Raw genomic sequence first — 16,747 nt, forward strand, 5'->3', positions numbered from 1 at the left:
GGCGGCGACTGCCTGGCCGATATCGCGCTGCTGCGAGAAGAACCCGCAGTCTTCGGCCGGGTAGCGTCCGATCCCACCGTCTCGAGACTGATTGCCGCATTGGCCGCTGACGCACCGAAAGCGTTGGCGGCAATCAACTCCGCCCGTTCGACAGCTCGACGGATGGCCTGGAACGCCGCCGGTGAACACGCACCCGACCACGGAATCGACGCCGAGCATCCACTGATCATCGACATCGATGCGACCCTGGTCACCGCACACTCGGAAAAGGAAAACGCTGCCGCCACCTACAAGAGAGGGTTCGGTTTCCACCCGCTGTGCGCGTTCGTCGACCACGGACCAGACGGCACGGGCGAGCCGTTGGCGATGATGCTGCGCCCCGGCAACGCCGGCTCCAACACCGCCGCAGACCACATCGAGGTCATCAGGCAAGCATTGCGGCAATTGCCGTTCACCGCCAAGGGCGGCCGGGTCGGCCGCAAGGTACTGATCCGCACCGACGCGGCCGGCGGCACCCATGCCCTCATCGACTACCTGACCACACAGAAGTTGTCGTACTCGATCGGATTCGGTCTGACCGACACCATCGTCGCCGCCATCGAAACCCTTCCCGAGCAGGCCTGGATCCCCGCCGTGGACGCGGACGGGCAACCCCGCGACGGCGCCTGGGTCGCCGAAGTGACCGGACTACTCGAGTTGCCGGGCTGGCCCGACGGGATGCGGGTCGTCGTCCGCAAGGAACGCCCGCACCCCGGCGCGCAACTGCGCTTCACCGACCGTGACGGGTTGCGGCTGACCGCGTTCGTCACCAACACCTACCGTGGTCAGTTGCCCGATCTCGAACTGCGGCACCGGCGCCGGGCGCGGTGCGAAGACCGGATCCGGATCACGAAAGACACCGGGCTGGAGAATCTTCCGTTGCAGGGTTTCAATCAGAATCGGATCTGGCTCGCCCTCGTCGCCCTCGCCGTCGAGGTCACCACATGGATGCAGATGCTCGCCTTCCCCGATCATGATGCGAAACGGTGGGAGCCGAAACGATTACGACTGCGGCTGTTCTCGATCGCCGGCCGCATCGCCCGCCACGCACGGAAGGTGCATCTGCGGCTGTCCGCTCACGCACCCTGGATCGACTTGCTGATCACCGCGTTGACCCGTCTCGACGCGATCCCCGACCCCACCTGACCAGCACCAATCCGACCAACCCGAGACGAAAGGGAATAAACTTTCGGGGCCCTGGACCCCGACGACCACCCGACCGCGTCGGGCGAACGCTCATTGCCGAGCACCGAATCCGCGCCCCAAACACCCAACCCGAAACCGCTCAGGCCAGCACGTCAGAGACATGCAAGATCGAGGTTAGGGAGTCCAGAGACTCGTCAGCCACGCACGGGCGGCGGAGCCGCCTACAGCGGGTCGCGGGCCACCGGGCAGGACATGCAGCGGGGCCCGCCACGGCCCGAACCGAGCTCGGAACCCGCGATCCGCAGTACCTCGATGCCGGACGCCTCGAGCCGGGCGTTGGTCTCGACGTTCCGTTCGTAGGCGACGACGACGCCGGGTGCGAGTGCGAGCGTGTTGTTTCCGTCGTCCCACTGTTCGCGTTCGGCGGTGACGTTGTCGAGTCCGGTGTCGATGACGCGCAGCTTGCCGATGCCCATGGCCTCGGCGGCGGCGGCGAGGAAGGGGTCGGCGCCGCGGATCGACACACCCTTGTCCTCGCGGTGAATGGTGAACGCCGACAGCGTGTCCTGGATGATCGGGTACATCACGACGGCGTCGTGGTCGACCATCGTGCACACGGTGTCGAGGTGCATCGACGCCCGGGCCTGCGCGATGGGCACCACCAGCACGGTGTGCGCGAGTTCGTCCTCGAACACGCTGCGCGCCAACGCCTCGGCACCGGCGGGTGTGGTGCGCTCCCCCACTCCGACGGCGACGACGCCGGGTGCGAGAAGCAGGACGTCGCCGCCTTCGACGGGGGCCGTGTGGGATTCGTAGGCGCGCCGGGCGCCCCGGAAACGCGGGTGGTGGGCGTAGATGATGTCGGTGAGGGATGTTTCGCGGACGCGGGCGGGCAGTGCCAGCGAGGTGATCGCGACGCGCGGTCCGATCCAGAACGACGAGTCCCGGGTGAACAGCAGGTTGGGCAGCGGGTCGATGACGAAGTCGCCGCCGTGGTGCATGCGGCGGACCAGCGACGCCGTGTTCGCGGCGACGGGCAGTTCGTCGAACGTCATGCCTGCGGTAAGGATGGTGGAGAGTTCGGGGGCCGGGACGCCGCGGAGGTGCGCGGCCAGTTCCTGCGCCAGGGTGTGGCCCAGTTTCCGGGGGTCGACGGCCGCCCCGATGCCGTGGATGCGGGCGGCTCCGCTGGCGCCGAGGGTCTCGGTGAGCAGGTCGGACAGCAGCAGGACCTCGACGTCACGGCTGCGCAGGAGGTCCGCGAACGCGTCGTGTTCCTCCTGTGCGCGGTCGACCCAGGGCAGTCCGTCGAACAGGAGTTGGTCGTTGTTGCGGGGCGTGAGCCGCTTCAGTTCGTCCCCGGGCCGGTGCAGGAGGACGGCACGCAGATGCCCGACTTCGGAGTTGGCCCCCAGCGGTGCAGAACCGGACGCGTTCATGTCTAGACGGTAATGCCGGCGGGCCCGGCAGGCACGCTCAAACGCTCCGCCGCCGACCGTGTCCCTCGGCCCCGCAGGCGAGTACCGTGAAGCGGCGGAGGTATCTCATGGACGAGAACTCGACTCTCTCGCCGGCGCACACGGATGCGACGGCGAGTTCGTCTGCGACCACACCACCGCTTCCGTCCGTGCCGCCGGCCCTGGCGCCGTTCGCCGGTCTGTGGCGCGGCGAGGGCGAGGGCGCGTATCCGACGATCGAGGACTTCGCGTACACCGAGGAGATCGAATTCGCCCCCAGCGGTAAACCGTTCCTGGCGTATCGGTCTCGAACGCGGGAGGCGGGCACCGGGCGGCCGTTGCACTCGGAGTCCGGGTATCTGCGGCTCGTCGCCGAGGACGAGGCGGAACTGCTCGTGGCCCAGCCGACCGGATTCACCGAGATCCACCGCGGTCAGATCCGGGAGGGGATCATCGAGTTGTCGATGGTGGCGCTCAGCGCGTCCCCGGACGCCAAACCGGTGCACAGCATCCGGCGGCAGTTGTCGGTGCGCGGCGGCGACCTCACGTACGACCTGTGGATGGCGCACGACCTGACTCCGCTCACACACCATCTCCACGGTCATCTCCGCCGCGACTGACCTCGAGTATTGTTCAGGTAACCCGGGGAAAGGTTACCTGTCGTGGAGATGCCCGAATGGAGAGCGAAGGAACTGACGCCGGGACAGCTGTCCGAGCGCAGCGGCGTGGCAGTGTCGGCGCTGCACTTCTACGAGCGCGAGGGGCTGATCACCAGCAGACGGACGTCCGGCAATCAGCGTCGCTATCGCCGGGACACGCTGCGGCGGGTCGCGTTCATCCGCATCGCCCAACGGGTCGGAATTCCGCTGGCGGAGATCCGGGACGCCCTCGCGACGCTCCCCGAGGGCCGCACCCCGAACCGGAAGGACTGGGAGAAGTTGTCGACGCGATGGCACGCGGATCTGGACCAGCGGATCGAGCAGTTGATCCGGCTCCGCGACAACCTGACCGGCTGCATCGGCTGCGGGTGCCTGTCGCTGGGCAGTTGCGCGATCGTCAACAGCCACGACCGGCTGGGCACGGCGGGACCGGGCGCCCGCACGCTGGACGTGGAACTGGACGGCCCCGCGCCGGGGGTGTGAGCGTCAGCTGTCGCCGAGCCACTTCTCGATCGCGTCGCGGTCCTGCCCGACCATGTCGCCGATCAGCTTCCTCACGAGGGATTCGATCTGACCCCCGACGAGCGGGATCTTGACCTGCACCGATCCGGACACGTCGAGGACGGTGACGTCGCCCGACGCGCGGAGCACCGACGTGCAGTCGATCTTCACGGGGATCCCGGTGGAACTGCCGCTGATCCGGCCCTCGGCGTGGTCGCCGTCGAGTGCGCCCCATTCGTCGGCCCGCTCGACCTTCAGTTCACCGGTGACGACCTTGCGCACCAGCCCGGGGAGGGAGGACGCGCCGATGGTGTCGCGCATCGTCGCCGTCAGCGTGCCGGGGCCGCGGCTGTCGTCGAGGGTGAGCTTCTCCGGCGCCTCCTCGAACCGGTGCTGCCAGAACGCCCGGTCCGTCACCGTCGCGTGCACACGGTCGATCGGGTACGCGATCTGTTCGGAGTAGTCGAAGCTTTTCGCCATGACGGCAGCCTACGACAACTCCGTGAGCGGCGAAGGAGTCCAGGGACTCGTCAAACGCGCACGGGCGGGGACCGCGAATCCGCCGGAACCAGGGACGCGATCTGCGGGGCGGGTCCACACTGGAAAAGCAGCAGCTGAGGGCAACTCGAGCAACCGAATGAGGGTGGGCATGGCCGACGGCGAACCTCTGATACCACCGAGTGCCGTCGACGTGGATTTCTCCGACGTCGCCTGGGGAGCGGACCGCACGATGTCCGACTTCGAGACCGGGATGTGGCGGATGGAGGAGGTGCAGCCGAAGCTGCGCTCGCCGATCGTCGCGGTCGACGTCCTCGACAAGCCGCCGGACTGGGAGCGGCTCGTGCGCGCCCACGAATGGGCGTCGCACATGGTGCCGCGCATCCGGATGCGGGTGGTGGAGCCGACATTGCGGCTGGGCAACCCCATGTGGTCGGTCGACCCCGAGTTCGATCTCGACTATCACCTGTCTCGGGTGCGGCTGCCGGAGCCCGCGACGTTCGACCACGCACTGCGAATGTGCAGGCACATGGCGACCGAGCCGTTCGACCGCGCCCGGCCACCGTGGAGCGCGATGCTCATCGAGGGGCTCGACGACGGCCGCGCCGTGTACGTGGTGAAGACGCACCACAGCATCACGGACGGTCTCGGCGGCATCCAGTTGATGACGCTGCTGCACAGCAGGCGCCCCGAACCGTCGCCGGACAAACCGGATCGGCCCGCGCCGTTGCCGGAGCAGATGTCGGGCGGCGGCGCCCTGTTCGAGCAGGCGCTCGACAACGTGCGCAGCGCCCCCGGCCGTCTCGGCGGCCTGATCCGCGGCGCGGTGCGGACGGCGATGACGGTGGTCGGCGACCCGGTGGGCAGTGTCACGGAGGTCGCCGGTTACGCGAACTCGATCCGCAGGGTGGTGACCCCTCCCCCGACCACGGGTTCGGACCTGCTGCGCGACCGGGGGCTCGGACGCTGGTTCGGCGTGCTCGAGGTGAGTGTCGACGAATTGCGTTCCGCCGCCCACGTCGCGGGCGGGTCGCTGAACGACGCGTATGTGGCGGCACTGCTGGGCGGGTTCCGCCGGTATCACGAATCGTTCGGCCACGACCTCGAGACGATTCCGGTGGGGATGCCGGTGAGTATGCGTTCGGCGTCGGATCCCACCGGGGGCAACCGGTTCGCGGCGGCCCGGTTCGCCGGACCGGTCGGAGAACGCGACCCGATCGCCCGGATCGAGAAGGTACGCGCGATCATTCTGGGGTTGCGCCAGGAACCGGCGCTCGGTCTGCTCGATTCCGCCGCCCCGATCCTGGTCCGGATCCCGACGGTGGTGCTGGCCAACTGGTACCTCTCGCAGTCGACGGGCCTCGATCTGCAGGCCAGCAACGTCGCAGGCGTGCCCGTGCCCGTGTATCTGGCGGGTGCCCGGATCGAGCGGATGTTCCCGTTCGGTCCCGCCCCCGGCTGCGCGGTCATGGCAACCCTGGTCTCCCACGTCGGCACGTGTTGCATCGGTGTCAATCTCGACACGGCCGCCGTGACCGCACCGGCGCGGTTCATGTCGTGCCTGCAGGAGAGTCTCGACGAGATCGTCGAACTCGGCCGCGGGTGAAAGGAAAGGCTGGCGCGATGGACGAGCAGACGACACGGCCACGGGTCTACCTCATCGAGACGATGAGCGAGATGGAGGACGACGTTCTCCGCACGTGGCTGGAGCGGCAGGCGAACGACACCGGTCAGCCCCCGCCCACCGTCCGCGTCACCGATCAGGCCCTCGCCGATCTGGCACGGCGCAAGGACGATCCGCTGCTCACCCCGCTGCGGGTGGTGTGGCTGCCGAAGGAGACGCATCCGGACGGCGCGCAGCGATTGCGGGAGACGCTGTCGCTGCGCGATCCGCTGCACCCCGGCCAGAACACGCAGCGACGGGTGATGCGCGACGACCCGGCCCGGTGCCAGGTTCTGGAGGGCGACCCGGCCCCGCTCAGCGACCTCGCACGCCGGCTCGCCGAGAACGGCGGGGGGTCGCTTCCGGATTTCATCCGCCGCCAAGCGGCGCTGACCCTGGAGCGGGCCGAGCGCACGGTGCTGGGCACGCAGTACAAGGTGTCGAGGTTCGTCGTCGACGAGATCACCGACGCCAGCCGGTACCACGACGGCACACATGAACTGTCGGCCCAATTGAATCTCCCGGTCGCCGAGGTGGATCGCCGGGCCCGCGGGGCGCTCGACGAGATGGTCGCCGCTCAGAGCCGGCGGGCCATCGCTCTGTGGGATCAGTTGGGCCGCTACTTCTCCCGCGCATACCGCCTCGACGTCGACACCACCCGGCTCGACGACCTGCGGGAGCTGAACAAGGAACATTCCCTGGTGTTCCTGCCCAGCCACCGCTCGTACCTCGACCCGCTGGTGCTGCGGCCGGCGCTGCTCGCGAACGACCTTCCGCTCAATCACGTGATGGGCGGGCTGAACATCAATTTCTGGCCGATCGGGCCGATCGGCAAGCGCAGCGGCACGGTGTTCATCCGCCGGAAGATCGAGGGCGACGAGATCTACAAGTGGACGCTCCGCGAGTACATGCGCTACCTGCTCACGAAGCGGTTCAACCTCGAGTGGTACATCGAGGGCGGGCGCAGCCGCACCGGCAAGCTGCGGCCGCCGCGGTTCGGTCTGCTCAACTATCTTGCGAAAGCGTTCCGGGACAGCGGGATGTCCGACGTGTACCTCGTCCCGGTGTCGCTGACCTACGACCAGCTGTACGAGGTCGGGGCGATGGCGGCGGAGGCACACGGCCAGGCGAAGAGCAAGGAAAGTCTGCGCTGGCTCTTCGGATACGTTCGGGCGCAGGGTCAGCGGCACGGCGTCGCGCACGTCAACGTCGGCAGGCCGATGTCGCTGGCGGACTACCTCGCCCAGGAGGACGACCTGCGGCTGGCGGTGCAGAAGACGGCGTTCGAGGTGTGTCACCGCATCAACGAGGTCACCCCCGTCACGGCGTCCTCACTCGTGATGCTCGCGTTCCTCGGCATCGAGGATCGGGCGCTCACCGTCGCCGAGGTCGGTGCCATTCTCGGACCCCTCGTCGACTACATCACGGCGCGCTCGCTGCCGACCGCGGGCGACGTGGATCTGACGGATCCGCAGGTGATCCGCAAGGCCGTGCGCACCCATCTCGACTCCGGGGTCCTGAAGAGTTTCGATCAGGGCAGCGAGCGGGTATTCTACCTGGGGCGCGATCAGCATCTCGTGGCAGCGTTCTACCGCAACAACACCATTCACTTCCTCGTGATGCGGGCGATCGCGGAAATGGTGCTGCGCGCCGCCGTCGATCAGCAGTTCACCGACCCGCTCGAAGACGGATGGAATGCGGCACTGCGCATCCGCGACCTCCTCAAGTTCGAATTCTTCTTCAGCGAGAAGGACAGCTTCCGGAAGGAACTGCGAGCCGAACTGGACCTGATCGACCCGGCATGGCAGTCGAACCTGGGCGACCCTCAACATGCGTCGAACCTGTTGTCCGGGATGCGCATTCACCTGGCGCACCGGGTGCTGCAGCCGTTCCTGGAGGCGTACGCGGTGGTCGCGAGTCAGCTGCTACGCACTCCTGTGGACCGGAAGTTCGACGAGAAGGCATTCATGACGGCGTGCCTCGCGCTCGCCGAGCAGCGACGACTGCGGCAGCAGATCGGGAGCAGCGAGTCGATTTCGGCCGAACTCTTCACGACCGCGCTCAAGCTGGCGCGGAACCGGGGACTGGTCGAACCGAACGCCGAGAACATGGCGGCCCGGCGGGTCGAGTTCGAGGCCGAACTCCAGACCTTGATCGACCAGGTGCTCCGCATCCGGGCCATCGCGCACGAGAATCTGGACCAGATGGGTGGTAGGTGAGTAGATGAGCGATCTCCGCAGTCTCCACGACGACATCGCGGCCGCCGTGCCGGGCCCGGCCACCCTCGCGGCGTTCGACCTGGACGGCACGTTGATCAGCGGGTACTCCGCGAGCGTCGTCTACCGGGACCGCCTGCGGCGCTTCGACATCAGCGTGGCCGAGCTTCTCCGCACCACGAATGCCGCGGTGGAGACCCGATTCCGGGGCGCCGACGTCGGCAATCTGATGCGCATCGGTGTGCAGAGCCTGGCCGGGCGCATGGAGGACGAGATGCAGGAGTGGGGGCAGCGGCTGTTCCGGCAGGAGATCGCGAGGATGATCTTCTCGGAGGTCCGCGGCCTGCTCGCCGCGCACCGGCACGCCGGCCACCGCGTGGTGATGGCCACGTCCGCCACCCCGTATCAAGCGCTGTCGGTGGCCGCCGACCTCGACATCGAACCCGAGGACGTGCTGTGCACGCGGCCCGCGGTCCTGGACGGGATGCTCACCGGCAAGCTCGAATCGGCACCGCTGTGGGGACCGGCCAAGGCCGAGGCACTGCGCGAGTACGCCGACAAGCACGACGCCGATCTCGGTGACAGCTTCGCGTACTCCAACGGCGCGGAGGATGTTCCGATGCTGAAGTCGGTGGGACACCCCGTGGCGCTGAACCCCGACCGCAAACTGGCGGCCACCGCGCGGCAGAACGGGTGGCCGTCGGTGAATCTGCGACCTCCCGAGAGCGGCGCCGATCCGATGTCCATCGCCCGCACCACCACCGCGATCGGCGCGCTGATGGGTGCCGCGGCGTTCGGTGTCTCCGCGGGCCTGCTCACCCAGAACCGGCAGACCGGCGCCAACCTAGTCGGCAGCTTCGGACCGGATCTCGCCCTCGCGATCTGCGGCATCAACGTGCGCATCAAGGGCAGGGAGAACGCGTGGTCGGCCAGGCCCGCGGTCTTCATGTTCAATCACCAGAGTTCGCTCGACCTGCTGGTGATCGGCAGCGTCATCCGGCGCGACGTCACCGGCGTCGCGAAGAAGGAGGCCGCGCGCGACCCCCGGTTCATTCCCGTGGGCGCCCTCCTCGACGTCGCCTACATCGACCGGTCGGACAGTACCAAGGCGCGAGCGGCGCTCCGCCCGGCCGTGGACAAACTGCAGTCCGGCGTCTCCATCGCGATCGCCCCCGAGGGCACCCGCTCACCGTCCCCGCGGCTCGGCAAGTTCAAGAAAGGCGGATTCCACCTGGCGATGCAGGCGGGGGTGCCGATCGTGCCGATCGTCATCCACAACGCCGGCGAACGGATGTGGCGGAACTCGCTCGTCGCGCACCCCGGCACCGTCGACGTCGACGTCCTCGCGCCCGTGCCGACCGACGGCTGGGACCTCGCGGACCTCGACCGGCACGTCGACGAGGTGCGCACACTGTTCGAGGACTGCCTGCACGGCGGGCACCGCTGAAGAGTTCTACGTTCCGGCCTTCACACTGCCGGTGAAGAAGAACGGCGCCGTGGTGCCGAAGCAGAACACGGTCACGTTGGATCCCTTCGCGAATCCATCCAGCTTTCCGACGCCCGCCTTGAGGCCGAAGTTCGAATCCAGCCCGAAGCAGTTCCAGCTTTCCTTGTCCGGCACTTTGATTTCGATCCCGCCACTGGCGCCCGTACTGAGCGTCGGTGATGCCGTCGCCGGGCCTGCTCCGACGAGCATCACCGGAGCGATGACGGCCGAAGCGATTGCCGTGCGGAGTGCGATCTTGTTCATTGTGCTCACCTTCGTGTGTCGAGTCCCGACTCTTCGGCGAACGGTGATGCTCGGCGGCTGCGGGTGCAGCCACCGGTGCGGTCATCGATCGCCGCCTACTACGCATATCGCTCCGACACCCCCGAAAAGTTTCACGACCCGCGTAGTCGACTACGCGCGACGGGTCTCGGGCCGTACGCGAGAGTCGATGTACACCGGTGGAGCATCGATGGGAGCGAAACAGTGAGCGAGACCAAGAGCGCCGAACCTCTCGACCGAATAGCTGTGCGACGCCATCAATTTCGGCTCAGCATGCTGGTCGCCTCGATGGCCGTCGCCGGCACCCTGATCGGTTCCGTGTCCGGAGGGGCGTTCACACTACTGAACACCTCGAATCAGGTGGAGGCGACGGTGAACCAGTCCTCGAACGAGTTCCTGCGAACACAGCGGCAGCAGATCTACACGGAGTTCCTCACCGCGGCCAACGAGGTGCGCACCACCGCGGGTTCGGTGTCGGTGGCATTCGACCACTTCGACGGCCCCGACCTCTCGGGCGTGATGCTCGAAATCCTCGGGCCGCTACCGCGGCAGAATATCGTGCTCGGCTCGAAGTTCGCGGCGGTGGAGTTGATCGGATCCGAGGCGGTGGTGGAATCGGCACGGCGAATGGTGGTCGAGTATCTGGCCGGCGCCGAGACGATCGGCTGGCTGAGCAACGACTTCGCGGCCGATGACGTCGTGTCGGCGGACGCCCTGTCCGCCCGTCAGCAGCAGTTCGCCGACCACTTCCAGGCCGGGACGAGCGCCCAGGACGACTTCCTCACCGCAGTGCGAGGCGAACTCGGCATCCCCGAGCGCGGTGACCTGCCGTAGCCGGACCGAATCGGCTCGCCGGGACCCCGCCGGGTGGGCACGACGAGCAGGTGTCCGCGACCGACGGCACCGTGCTCAGGGCCGGCGAGGCGTAGCCGCTACAGGAACTTGCTGAACTGGTCGTTGGCCCGCTGCATCACGAAGTCGTACGGCGGCGAGAACTTGCGGGCCCACCAGTAGCCGAACCGGATGTCCGGCGACGTGTACACCAGGTACCGGTCCTTCTTGATGCCGGCGATGATGCAGGACGCGACCTTCTCGGGCGTGACGGCGCGCTTTTCGAACCGGTGGATCGCCTTCTGGATGCGCGGATCGTCACGGTCGACACCCGCGATCTCGACGGTGCCCACCAGCGGCGTCTTGACCGCGCCGGGAACCACGAGGCTGACGCCGATCCCGTGCCGTTTGAGATCGAACCGCAGGACCTCGGACACTCCGCGGAGCCCGAATTTGCTTGCGCTGTATGCCGCGTGCCACGGGAGCGCCAGGAGTCCGGCGGCGGAAGAGACGTTGACGAGGTGACCGCCGCGTCCCGCCCGAACCATCGGGGGCACGAAACTCTCGATGATGTGGATCGGACCCATCAGATTGACGTCGACCATCGATTTCCAGTGACGGTGCTCGAGATTCTCGACCGTCCCCCACGCGGAGATGCCGGCGACGTTCATCACGACGTCGAGGCTGCCGAACTGGTCGTGGACGTCGGCGGCGAATGCGGCAACCGTGTCGTAATCGGATACGTCGAGCGCACGCGAGAAACTGACGGTGCCCCCACCGCTACCGACTTGCTCGACCGTCTGCGCGAGGCCGACTTCGTTGATGTCGGTGAGGAACAGTTCGGCGCCGTCGGCCGCAGCCGCCAGGGCGGTCGCCTGCCCGATTCCACTACCTGCGCCCGTGATCAGGCACTTCTTGCCGTCCAGCGTCTTGATCGCCATAGCCGTGTGCGCCCCCGTCGTCACCGATCCGTGTCGGCTGGAAGTCTACGCACGCAATCTGATTGCGCGCACGCAACTGCGGCGGCGCACGTGCCCGGAAGAGACTCGAACCGGCCCTCGGCGGGCCGGTTCGTGACGGTTCACAACCGCTGGGTCATTTCTTCCTGATAGGTACGAATCGTCCTCTCGATCCCGTTGGCATCGTCGTCGTTTCCTCGGTGCCGGGCGTCGTCGGCGCGCTCGCGCAGAACTCGAATCGCCTTCCGAAGCTCGGCGTCACTCATTCTGTGTTCCATATCACAATCATCCCCGACGGCTTCGGTTTTGACCAGACTCGCAGGTCCGCCGCCGGCGCCGAACCCACCTGAGCTGGACAATCGTCCAGCTCACCGAGGTGGTCCCGTACGCGACTCGCGGCAGCGGAGGAGCGGAACGGCGACGCGAGGCCCGCCGCCCGTGCAGAAGGCTCCTCTTCACAGTAGTGTTCACCAAGCCCCGCGGGCCGCGAGCGACCCCGAGACGTTGCGATGCGCAACGCAACACATTAGCCCTGAACAGGGACTATGGGCGTGCCGACCCCACGCCGCACACCCCTGCAACGGTGCCAGCAAACTCTCAGTGATTGAAACGGCAACCATGAAGCCGCGCCCCCGACCGCACGCATCGATGCGAGCGCCACTCGGCCCACACCGGCCGCTCCCTTGAACTTTCAACGGTAGACCGTGCGTGACGAGCGCAGAGGGACGTCGAAAAGCCGAGAACTCCCCCGCGAACGGCGCGTGGTGATTGAAACATATATGAGATAAGGCACGCTCGAGCGAACGACGTTTTGCCTCTATGTTCGTGAGTTATCAATCGGTTATCATCGTGGTACGGTGTCGTTCACACGACTGACGCGCGCACGAGAGAGGACCCGGCGGCTCACAATGGCAGATTTTGCTGCGCGGTTGAACAAGCTTTTCGACACGGTCCACCCTCCGGGACGTAAACCGCATACCAACGCTGAGGTCGCTGCTGCGCTGATCGCAGACGGACATCAGATCTCGAAGCCCTACATCTCCCAGCTCCGATCGGGGCAGCGCACCAATCCGTCCGACGAGACGGTCGCGGCATTCGCCCGCTTCTTCAAGGTGAAGCCCGACTACTTCTTCAACGACATCTACGCCGCGAAGATCGACCACGATCTCGAGCTTCTCTCGCAACTCCAGGGATACGGACTCCGCAAGCTCTCCAGCCGCGCGTTCGACCTCTCCGAGGAGTCGCAGAATCTGCTCACCACGATGGCCGAGAAACTCCGCGCCAGCGAGGGGTTACCGGAGGTCCCGCCGGACGCGTCGCGCTGACCACGAGAACCGTTGGGCGGCAACGGGTTCACAGCCGATCGTTTCGCAGATTCGTCTGGGACTCGCGGACGCGGGCCCGACGACACCACCGGATTGTCCTGCCCGGCGTGCCTCGGTGGCGCATGATGGAGCAATGGTTGACAGACCGCAGCTCGGTCCCACGATCTTCGTCCTCTTCGGTGCCACCGGAGACCTGTCCAAACGCATGGTCCTCCCCGCGTTCTTCCAACTCGCCCTCTCGGGGCTCCTGAACTCCGAGTGGATGCTGATCGGCACCGGGCGGGGCAACGTTTCCGACGATCAGTTCCGCGACCACGTGCGCGACGTCGTGAACCAGTTCGGGGTGCCGCACGACGACGCCGACTGGGAACCGTTCTCCCGGCGGCTGAGATTCGCAGGCGGCGGTTTCACCCCCGACAGTCCGGGAACGCTCCCCGCGGCCGTGCAGCAGGCGCGGCAGGACCTCGGCGCGGCAGATGCGCAGCTGGTCCACTACCTGGCACTGCCACCGAGCACATTCGCCGAAACCACCCGCGCGCTCGGCGCCCACGATCTGGCCCGCGGCGCACGCGTCGTGTACGAGAAGCCGTTCGGGACTTCCCAGGAGGCGTTCACCGAACTCGACGAAGCCGTGCACCACGTCCTCGACGAGAAGCAGATCTATCGGATCGACCACTTCCTCGGCAAGGAGAGCACCCAGAACCTGCACATCCTGCGCTTCGCGAACGGGATGATCGAGGGCGTCTGGAACCGGGAGCACGTCGAGCAGATTCAGATCGACGTGCCCGAGACGCTCGACATCGACGACCGCGCCCGGTTCTACGACGCCACCGGCGCCGTCCTCGACATGCTCGTGACGCACCTGTTCCAGGTCGCCGCCGAGATCGCGATGGAACCGCCGGAGACGTTGGGCGCCGACGATCTCCAATCGGCCCGGGAATCGGTGATCGGGGCGTTCCGGCCACTGGACACGGCCGACGTGGTGCTCGGCCAGTACGAGGGATATCGCGACGTGGACGGTGTCGCGGACGATTCGACGACGGAGACGTTCGTCGCCGCCCGGTTGTGGGTCGACACGGACCGCTGGAGCGGGGTGCCGTTCCTCCTCCGCACCGGAAAGATGCTGGGCGTCAGCAAGCAACGGGTGAGCCTGGTCTTCCGCAGTCCCCGGGGCCCGCTCACCGACATTCCGCCGGACGGCGCCGTCCTGACGTTCGATCTGAAGGGAGACGGCGAGATCGACATCTCCATGGTCGTCAAGGAACCCGGGCCCGACGACAGCCTGTCGGTGGGCCACCTGGGACTGCCCCTCGACACGGTGCCGCTCGGCCACGCCCTCGCACCCTATTCGCGGCTCATCCTCGACGTCCTGCACGGCGACCGGTCTCTGTTCACGCGCCCCGACGGCCTGGCCCACGTCTGGACCGTCGCCGACGCGCTCCTGCGGGACCCTCCCCCGGCCAAGCCGTACCCCGCCGGATCCATGGGACCGCCCGAGGCAGAGGACCTCGCCGCGCCCTGCGGGTGGCTCGTCACCGGTACGCCGGACTGACGGTCTCACCGTCCGCTGCGGCTAGTCCGCAGCCGAGTCGGCGGTGTCCACCCTGGCGGGAGCCGGGGCCGAAGTGCCGAATCCGGTGTACGCGTCCGCGAGTTCGAGCACCCATCTGCGCGGCGACATTCCTTGCGGCGGCGCGATCCATTCGGTGTCGAGGACGTCCGAGGCGATCGGGTCGTGGATCCAGCGCGCGAGAATCTCGGCGCGCTCGGCCGTCGATTCCGGAAGGTCCTGTTCGTCCGTGTCGAGCGTGCCGGCACCCGCCTGCAGGTACAGCGCATCCATGACGTGGGCGACGGCGTCGGAGGCGCGAAGGACGGTCGTGCTGCCCTTGCCGTCGCCGTCGACCACTTCGGGGAACCGGGTGACGAGCACCGAATGCAGGGTGTCCATGCGGCGCAGGTCCTGCCGCGCGCGCAGCCAGGTTTCGGCGAGCACCCACACGGTGCCGATCGACACGATCACCGCAGCGGCGGTGTACGCCGGCGACGAGCCGACGACCCACGTCTGCCCCGACAGTTCACGCACCAGTCCCACGACGGCTGCCGCCAGGACCGTCGCGGATCCGACGACGATCAGCGAAATTCCCCGGCCGAGCGGGGTCCACGCGACGTGCCGGCCACCGGTCACGACCACCGCGGTCAGCGCGATCACGATGAACACCAGCGCGGGAACGGGAACTCCACCGGCAAGCCCGATTCCGAGCACGACGGCCAGGGTGTAGACGATCACGGCAACCGCGCGCAGCGCCGGACGCGGGAGTATCGGCCACACGGACACCGCGCCGACCGCGCTCGCGGCGGCGAACAGCGTCCACGCCAGTTCGAGGACGATCTCCGACAACCCGGCCGTCGGGGCCGCGGTGTCGAGGCGACCCGCGATGTCCGGGACGGCCAGCGTCGACGCGATTGCCGCGCTGGACACCGCCACCACCATCGCCACGCGCAGCGGCGTCGGCTGACGCGCGGCGACCCGGCCGATCCGGGCACCCGCCGCCGTCCACACGACGAGCGCAATCAGCCAGCCCATCAGCCGATCGCCTCGTCGTATCGGAGCACGGACACGGGAGTACCGCGCCCCTGCATCGTCTTCAAGCGGATGAGCAGCATCGACGCGAACGTCTCGGCCTCCCATTCGGCCACCTCGTCGGACGGCTGTTCGTCTCCCCGCCGCCGCGACCGCTGGCTGAGCATGTAGGCGATCAGGTCGTCCCCGGCTTCGAGGGTCGCGGCCACGATCTCTGCGCCTTCGTGCCGAAACACGATGTGACCCAACTCGTGCGCGAGCGTGCGGTCGAGGTCCGGCAGGCCCGGCGCCAGCACGATCACGTCCCGGTCCGGGTACGCGCGCCGCTGGCCGCAGACCCCGGGTGCCATCGGCTTCGTGAAATCGAGTTCGATGGCGCGCTGCCGTTCGCGGGCCACCGCGTCCACCACGTGCCGGAGCGTCACGGCCTCCGCTCTGGCCGCCGCGTCACACACCGCGTCCACAGCCGCCGCCACCCGACGATGAGATCTGTTCGCCCCCACGACTACACCCCTCCATTCGAAGCGGGCGGGAAGAATTCCGCCCGCGCGGCCGCGATGCGCGCCTGTTGTGCGCGAGCACCCTTGAAGGTCAGCGCACCCGCTCCGCCTGCGCAGCACAGCAGCACCCCGACCCCACCGAGAACGGTGATCGCGGGCAACGGCTCACTGTGGACCACCGGAACCATTCCCGGCGGCGCGGCAGCCGGATCACCCTGGCCGGGCACCTGCGCGCCGGACGACTGTGTGTCGCTGCCCGGGTTCTCCCCTGCGCGCCGGTCCTGGGGCGCGGAATCGGTCGGACCGTTCGTACCCGGGCCTGCCACGGCGCCGGGACCTCCCGCCGGGACTCCCCCGGACGCCGGGGGTGCAGCAGGGCTCTCGGAGCCCGGGGCGGCAGCGGCGTCGGAACCCCCGTCTCCGGAACCGCCACCTCCGGATCCGTCGTCCCCGGGACCGTCGTCTCCGGACGTGTCCGGGCGCAGGACTTTCGGTTCGGCTGGGGGCGGCAACGTGATCGGACGAGGCGGCGCGACCACGACCCGGGACGTCGACGGAGTCGACGTCTCCGTGGGTTCGGCGGTCCCGGACGGTTCCGTGG

Annotated in this window: 16 protein-coding genes and 1 pseudogene; 9 read left to right on the top strand and 8 right to left on the bottom strand. The window is 67.9% G+C overall.

Translation table 11 applies throughout. The features are described from left to right. Positions 1–1,185, top strand: a 1,185-nt coding sequence (locus ACFTZB_RS29320) for an IS1380 family transposase (RefSeq protein ID WP_378436691.1), incomplete at its 5' end; no start/stop codon positions are given. A gap of 221 nt (positions 1,186–1,406) precedes the next feature. Here ACFTZB_RS29320 and arcA read toward each other — a convergent pair. Beyond that, positions 1,407–2,624 (bottom strand): arginine deiminase, encoded by a 1,218-nt coding sequence (gene arcA / locus ACFTZB_RS29325; RefSeq protein ID WP_378436693.1) that lies wholly within the window; start codon positions 2,622–2,624, stop codon positions 1,407–1,409. Between the two features lie 107 nt (positions 2,625–2,731). Between arcA and ACFTZB_RS29330 the strand changes: the two genes are divergently transcribed. Then, positions 2,732–3,262 (top strand): FABP family protein, encoded by a 531-nt coding sequence (locus tag ACFTZB_RS29330; RefSeq protein WP_378436695.1) that lies wholly within the window; start codon positions 2,732–2,734, stop codon positions 3,260–3,262. A gap of 42 nt (positions 3,263–3,304) precedes the next feature. Then, positions 3,305–3,784: a redox-sensitive transcriptional activator SoxR gene (gene soxR / locus ACFTZB_RS29335; protein ID WP_378436697.1), complete on the top strand. Its 480-nt coding sequence runs from the start codon at positions 3,305–3,307 to the stop codon at positions 3,782–3,784. A 3-nt stretch (positions 3,785–3,787) separates the two neighbouring features. On the opposite strand, the gene ACFTZB_RS29340 is transcribed toward soxR, so the two are convergent. After that, complete coding sequence (locus ACFTZB_RS29340) at positions 3,788–4,282, bottom strand: DUF2505 domain-containing protein (RefSeq protein ID WP_378436699.1); 495 nt, start codon at positions 4,280–4,282, stop codon at positions 3,788–3,790. Between the two features lie 169 nt (positions 4,283–4,451). On the opposite strand from ACFTZB_RS29340, the gene ACFTZB_RS29345 reads away from it, so the two are divergent. The 3 genes from ACFTZB_RS29345 to ACFTZB_RS29355 are packed head-to-tail and all read left to right on the top strand — an operon-like array spanning position 4,452 to position 9,626. Continuing rightward, the gene (locus ACFTZB_RS29345) at positions 4,452–5,906 is read left to right on the top strand and encodes a wax ester/triacylglycerol synthase domain-containing protein (protein WP_378436701.1); all 1,455 of its coding nucleotides are present in this window, start codon (positions 4,452–4,454) and stop codon (positions 5,904–5,906) included. Positions 5,907–5,923: 17 nt separating this feature from the next. Then, the gene (locus ACFTZB_RS29350) at positions 5,924–8,182 is read left to right on the top strand and encodes a glycerol-3-phosphate 1-O-acyltransferase (protein ID WP_378436703.1); all 2,259 of its coding nucleotides are present in this window, start codon (positions 5,924–5,926) and stop codon (positions 8,180–8,182) included. 4 nt (positions 8,183–8,186) lie between these two features. Then, the gene (locus ACFTZB_RS29355) at positions 8,187–9,626 is read left to right on the top strand and encodes an HAD-IB family hydrolase (protein WP_378436705.1); all 1,440 of its coding nucleotides are present in this window, start codon (positions 8,187–8,189) and stop codon (positions 9,624–9,626) included. Positions 9,627–9,632: 6 nt separating this feature from the next. On the opposite strand, the gene ACFTZB_RS29360 is transcribed toward ACFTZB_RS29355, so the two are convergent. After that, the gene (locus ACFTZB_RS29360; RefSeq protein ID WP_378436707.1) at positions 9,633–9,929 is read right to left on the bottom strand and encodes a hypothetical protein; all 297 of its coding nucleotides are present in this window, start codon (positions 9,927–9,929) and stop codon (positions 9,633–9,635) included. 222 nt (positions 9,930–10,151) lie between these two features. Here ACFTZB_RS29360 and ACFTZB_RS29365 point away from each other — a divergent pair, with 222 nt between their 5' ends. Further along, complete coding sequence (locus ACFTZB_RS29365; RefSeq protein WP_378436709.1) at positions 10,152–10,781, top strand: hypothetical protein; 630 nt, start codon at positions 10,152–10,154, stop codon at positions 10,779–10,781. A 98-nt stretch (positions 10,782–10,879) separates the two neighbouring features. On the opposite strand, the gene ACFTZB_RS29370 is transcribed toward ACFTZB_RS29365, so the two are convergent. Further along, positions 10,880–11,719, bottom strand: coding sequence for an SDR family oxidoreductase (locus tag ACFTZB_RS29370; protein ID WP_378436712.1), 840 nt, complete (start codon positions 11,717–11,719; stop codon positions 10,880–10,882). A gap of 140 nt (positions 11,720–11,859) precedes the next feature. Then, a complete protein-coding gene (locus ACFTZB_RS29375; RefSeq protein ID WP_005561362.1) occupies positions 11,860–12,003 on the bottom strand; it encodes a hypothetical protein in 144 nt (47 codons plus the stop codon). Between the two features lie 642 nt (positions 12,004–12,645). On the opposite strand from ACFTZB_RS29375, the gene ACFTZB_RS29380 reads away from it, so the two are divergent. Both ACFTZB_RS29380 and ACFTZB_RS29385 read left to right on the top strand, forming a co-directional pair. Further along, positions 12,646–13,062, top strand: coding sequence for a helix-turn-helix domain-containing protein (locus ACFTZB_RS29380; RefSeq protein WP_005238699.1), 417 nt, complete (start codon positions 12,646–12,648; stop codon positions 13,060–13,062). Between the two features lie 133 nt (positions 13,063–13,195). Next, a complete protein-coding gene (locus ACFTZB_RS29385) occupies positions 13,196–14,614 on the top strand; it encodes a glucose-6-phosphate dehydrogenase (NADP(+)) (protein ID WP_378436715.1) in 1,419 nt (472 codons plus the stop codon). A 21-nt stretch (positions 14,615–14,635) separates the two neighbouring features. Here the strand turns inward: ACFTZB_RS29385 and ACFTZB_RS29390 are convergent, their stop codons facing one another. The 3 genes and pseudogenes from ACFTZB_RS29390 to ACFTZB_RS29400 all read right to left on the bottom strand — a co-directional run. Continuing rightward, entirely contained in the window at positions 14,636–15,649 is a 1,014-nt protein-coding gene (locus ACFTZB_RS29390) for a hypothetical protein (protein WP_378436717.1), read from the bottom strand. Then, entirely contained in the window at positions 15,649–16,149 is a 501-nt protein-coding gene (locus ACFTZB_RS29395) for an ImmA/IrrE family metallo-endopeptidase (RefSeq protein ID WP_095861224.1), read from the bottom strand. The genes ACFTZB_RS29390 and ACFTZB_RS29395 overlap by 1 nt, the downstream gene beginning before the upstream one ends. A 2-nt stretch (positions 16,150–16,151) precedes the next feature. After that, positions 16,152–16,747 (bottom strand): annotated as a pseudogene (locus tag ACFTZB_RS29400) (cell surface protein); the annotation flags it as partial.

Origin of the sequence: Rhodococcus sp. NPDC057014 (assembly GCF_042673295.1) — a bacterium.
Taxonomy (GTDB): Bacteria; Actinomycetota; Actinomycetes; order Mycobacteriales; family Mycobacteriaceae; genus Rhodococcus_F.

Excerpts from the sequence above, each read along its gene's own strand:
- arcA (WP_378436693.1), bottom strand. The coding sequence starts at position 2,624 with ATGAACGCGTCCGGTTCTGCACCGCTGGGGGCCAACTCCGAAGTCGGG.
- ACFTZB_RS29330 (WP_378436695.1), top strand. The coding sequence starts at position 2,732 with ATGGACGAGAACTCGACTCTCTCGCCGGCGCACACGGATGCGACGGCG.
- ACFTZB_RS29340 (WP_378436699.1), bottom strand. The coding sequence starts at position 4,282 with ATGGCGAAAAGCTTCGACTACTCCGAACAGATCGCGTACCCGATCGAC.
- ACFTZB_RS29345 (WP_378436701.1), top strand. The coding sequence starts at position 4,452 with ATGGCCGACGGCGAACCTCTGATACCACCGAGTGCCGTCGACGTGGAT.
- ACFTZB_RS29350 (WP_378436703.1), top strand. The coding sequence starts at position 5,924 with ATGGACGAGCAGACGACACGGCCACGGGTCTACCTCATCGAGACGATG.
- ACFTZB_RS29355 (WP_378436705.1), top strand. The coding sequence starts at position 8,187 with ATGAGCGATCTCCGCAGTCTCCACGACGACATCGCGGCCGCCGTGCCG.
- ACFTZB_RS29360 (WP_378436707.1), bottom strand. The coding sequence starts at position 9,929 with ATGAACAAGATCGCACTCCGCACGGCAATCGCTTCGGCCGTCATCGCT.
- ACFTZB_RS29370 (WP_378436712.1), bottom strand. The coding sequence starts at position 11,719 with ATGGCGATCAAGACGCTGGACGGCAAGAAGTGCCTGATCACGGGCGCA.
- ACFTZB_RS29375 (WP_005561362.1), bottom strand. The coding sequence starts at position 12,003 with ATGAGTGACGCCGAGCTTCGGAAGGCGATTCGAGTTCTGCGCGAGCGC.
- ACFTZB_RS29380 (WP_005238699.1), top strand. The coding sequence starts at position 12,646 with ATGGCAGATTTTGCTGCGCGGTTGAACAAGCTTTTCGACACGGTCCAC.
- ACFTZB_RS29385 (WP_378436715.1), top strand. The coding sequence starts at position 13,196 with ATGGTTGACAGACCGCAGCTCGGTCCCACGATCTTCGTCCTCTTCGGT.
- ACFTZB_RS29390 (WP_378436717.1), bottom strand. The coding sequence starts at position 15,649 with ATGGGCTGGCTGATTGCGCTCGTCGTGTGGACGGCGGCGGGTGCCCGG.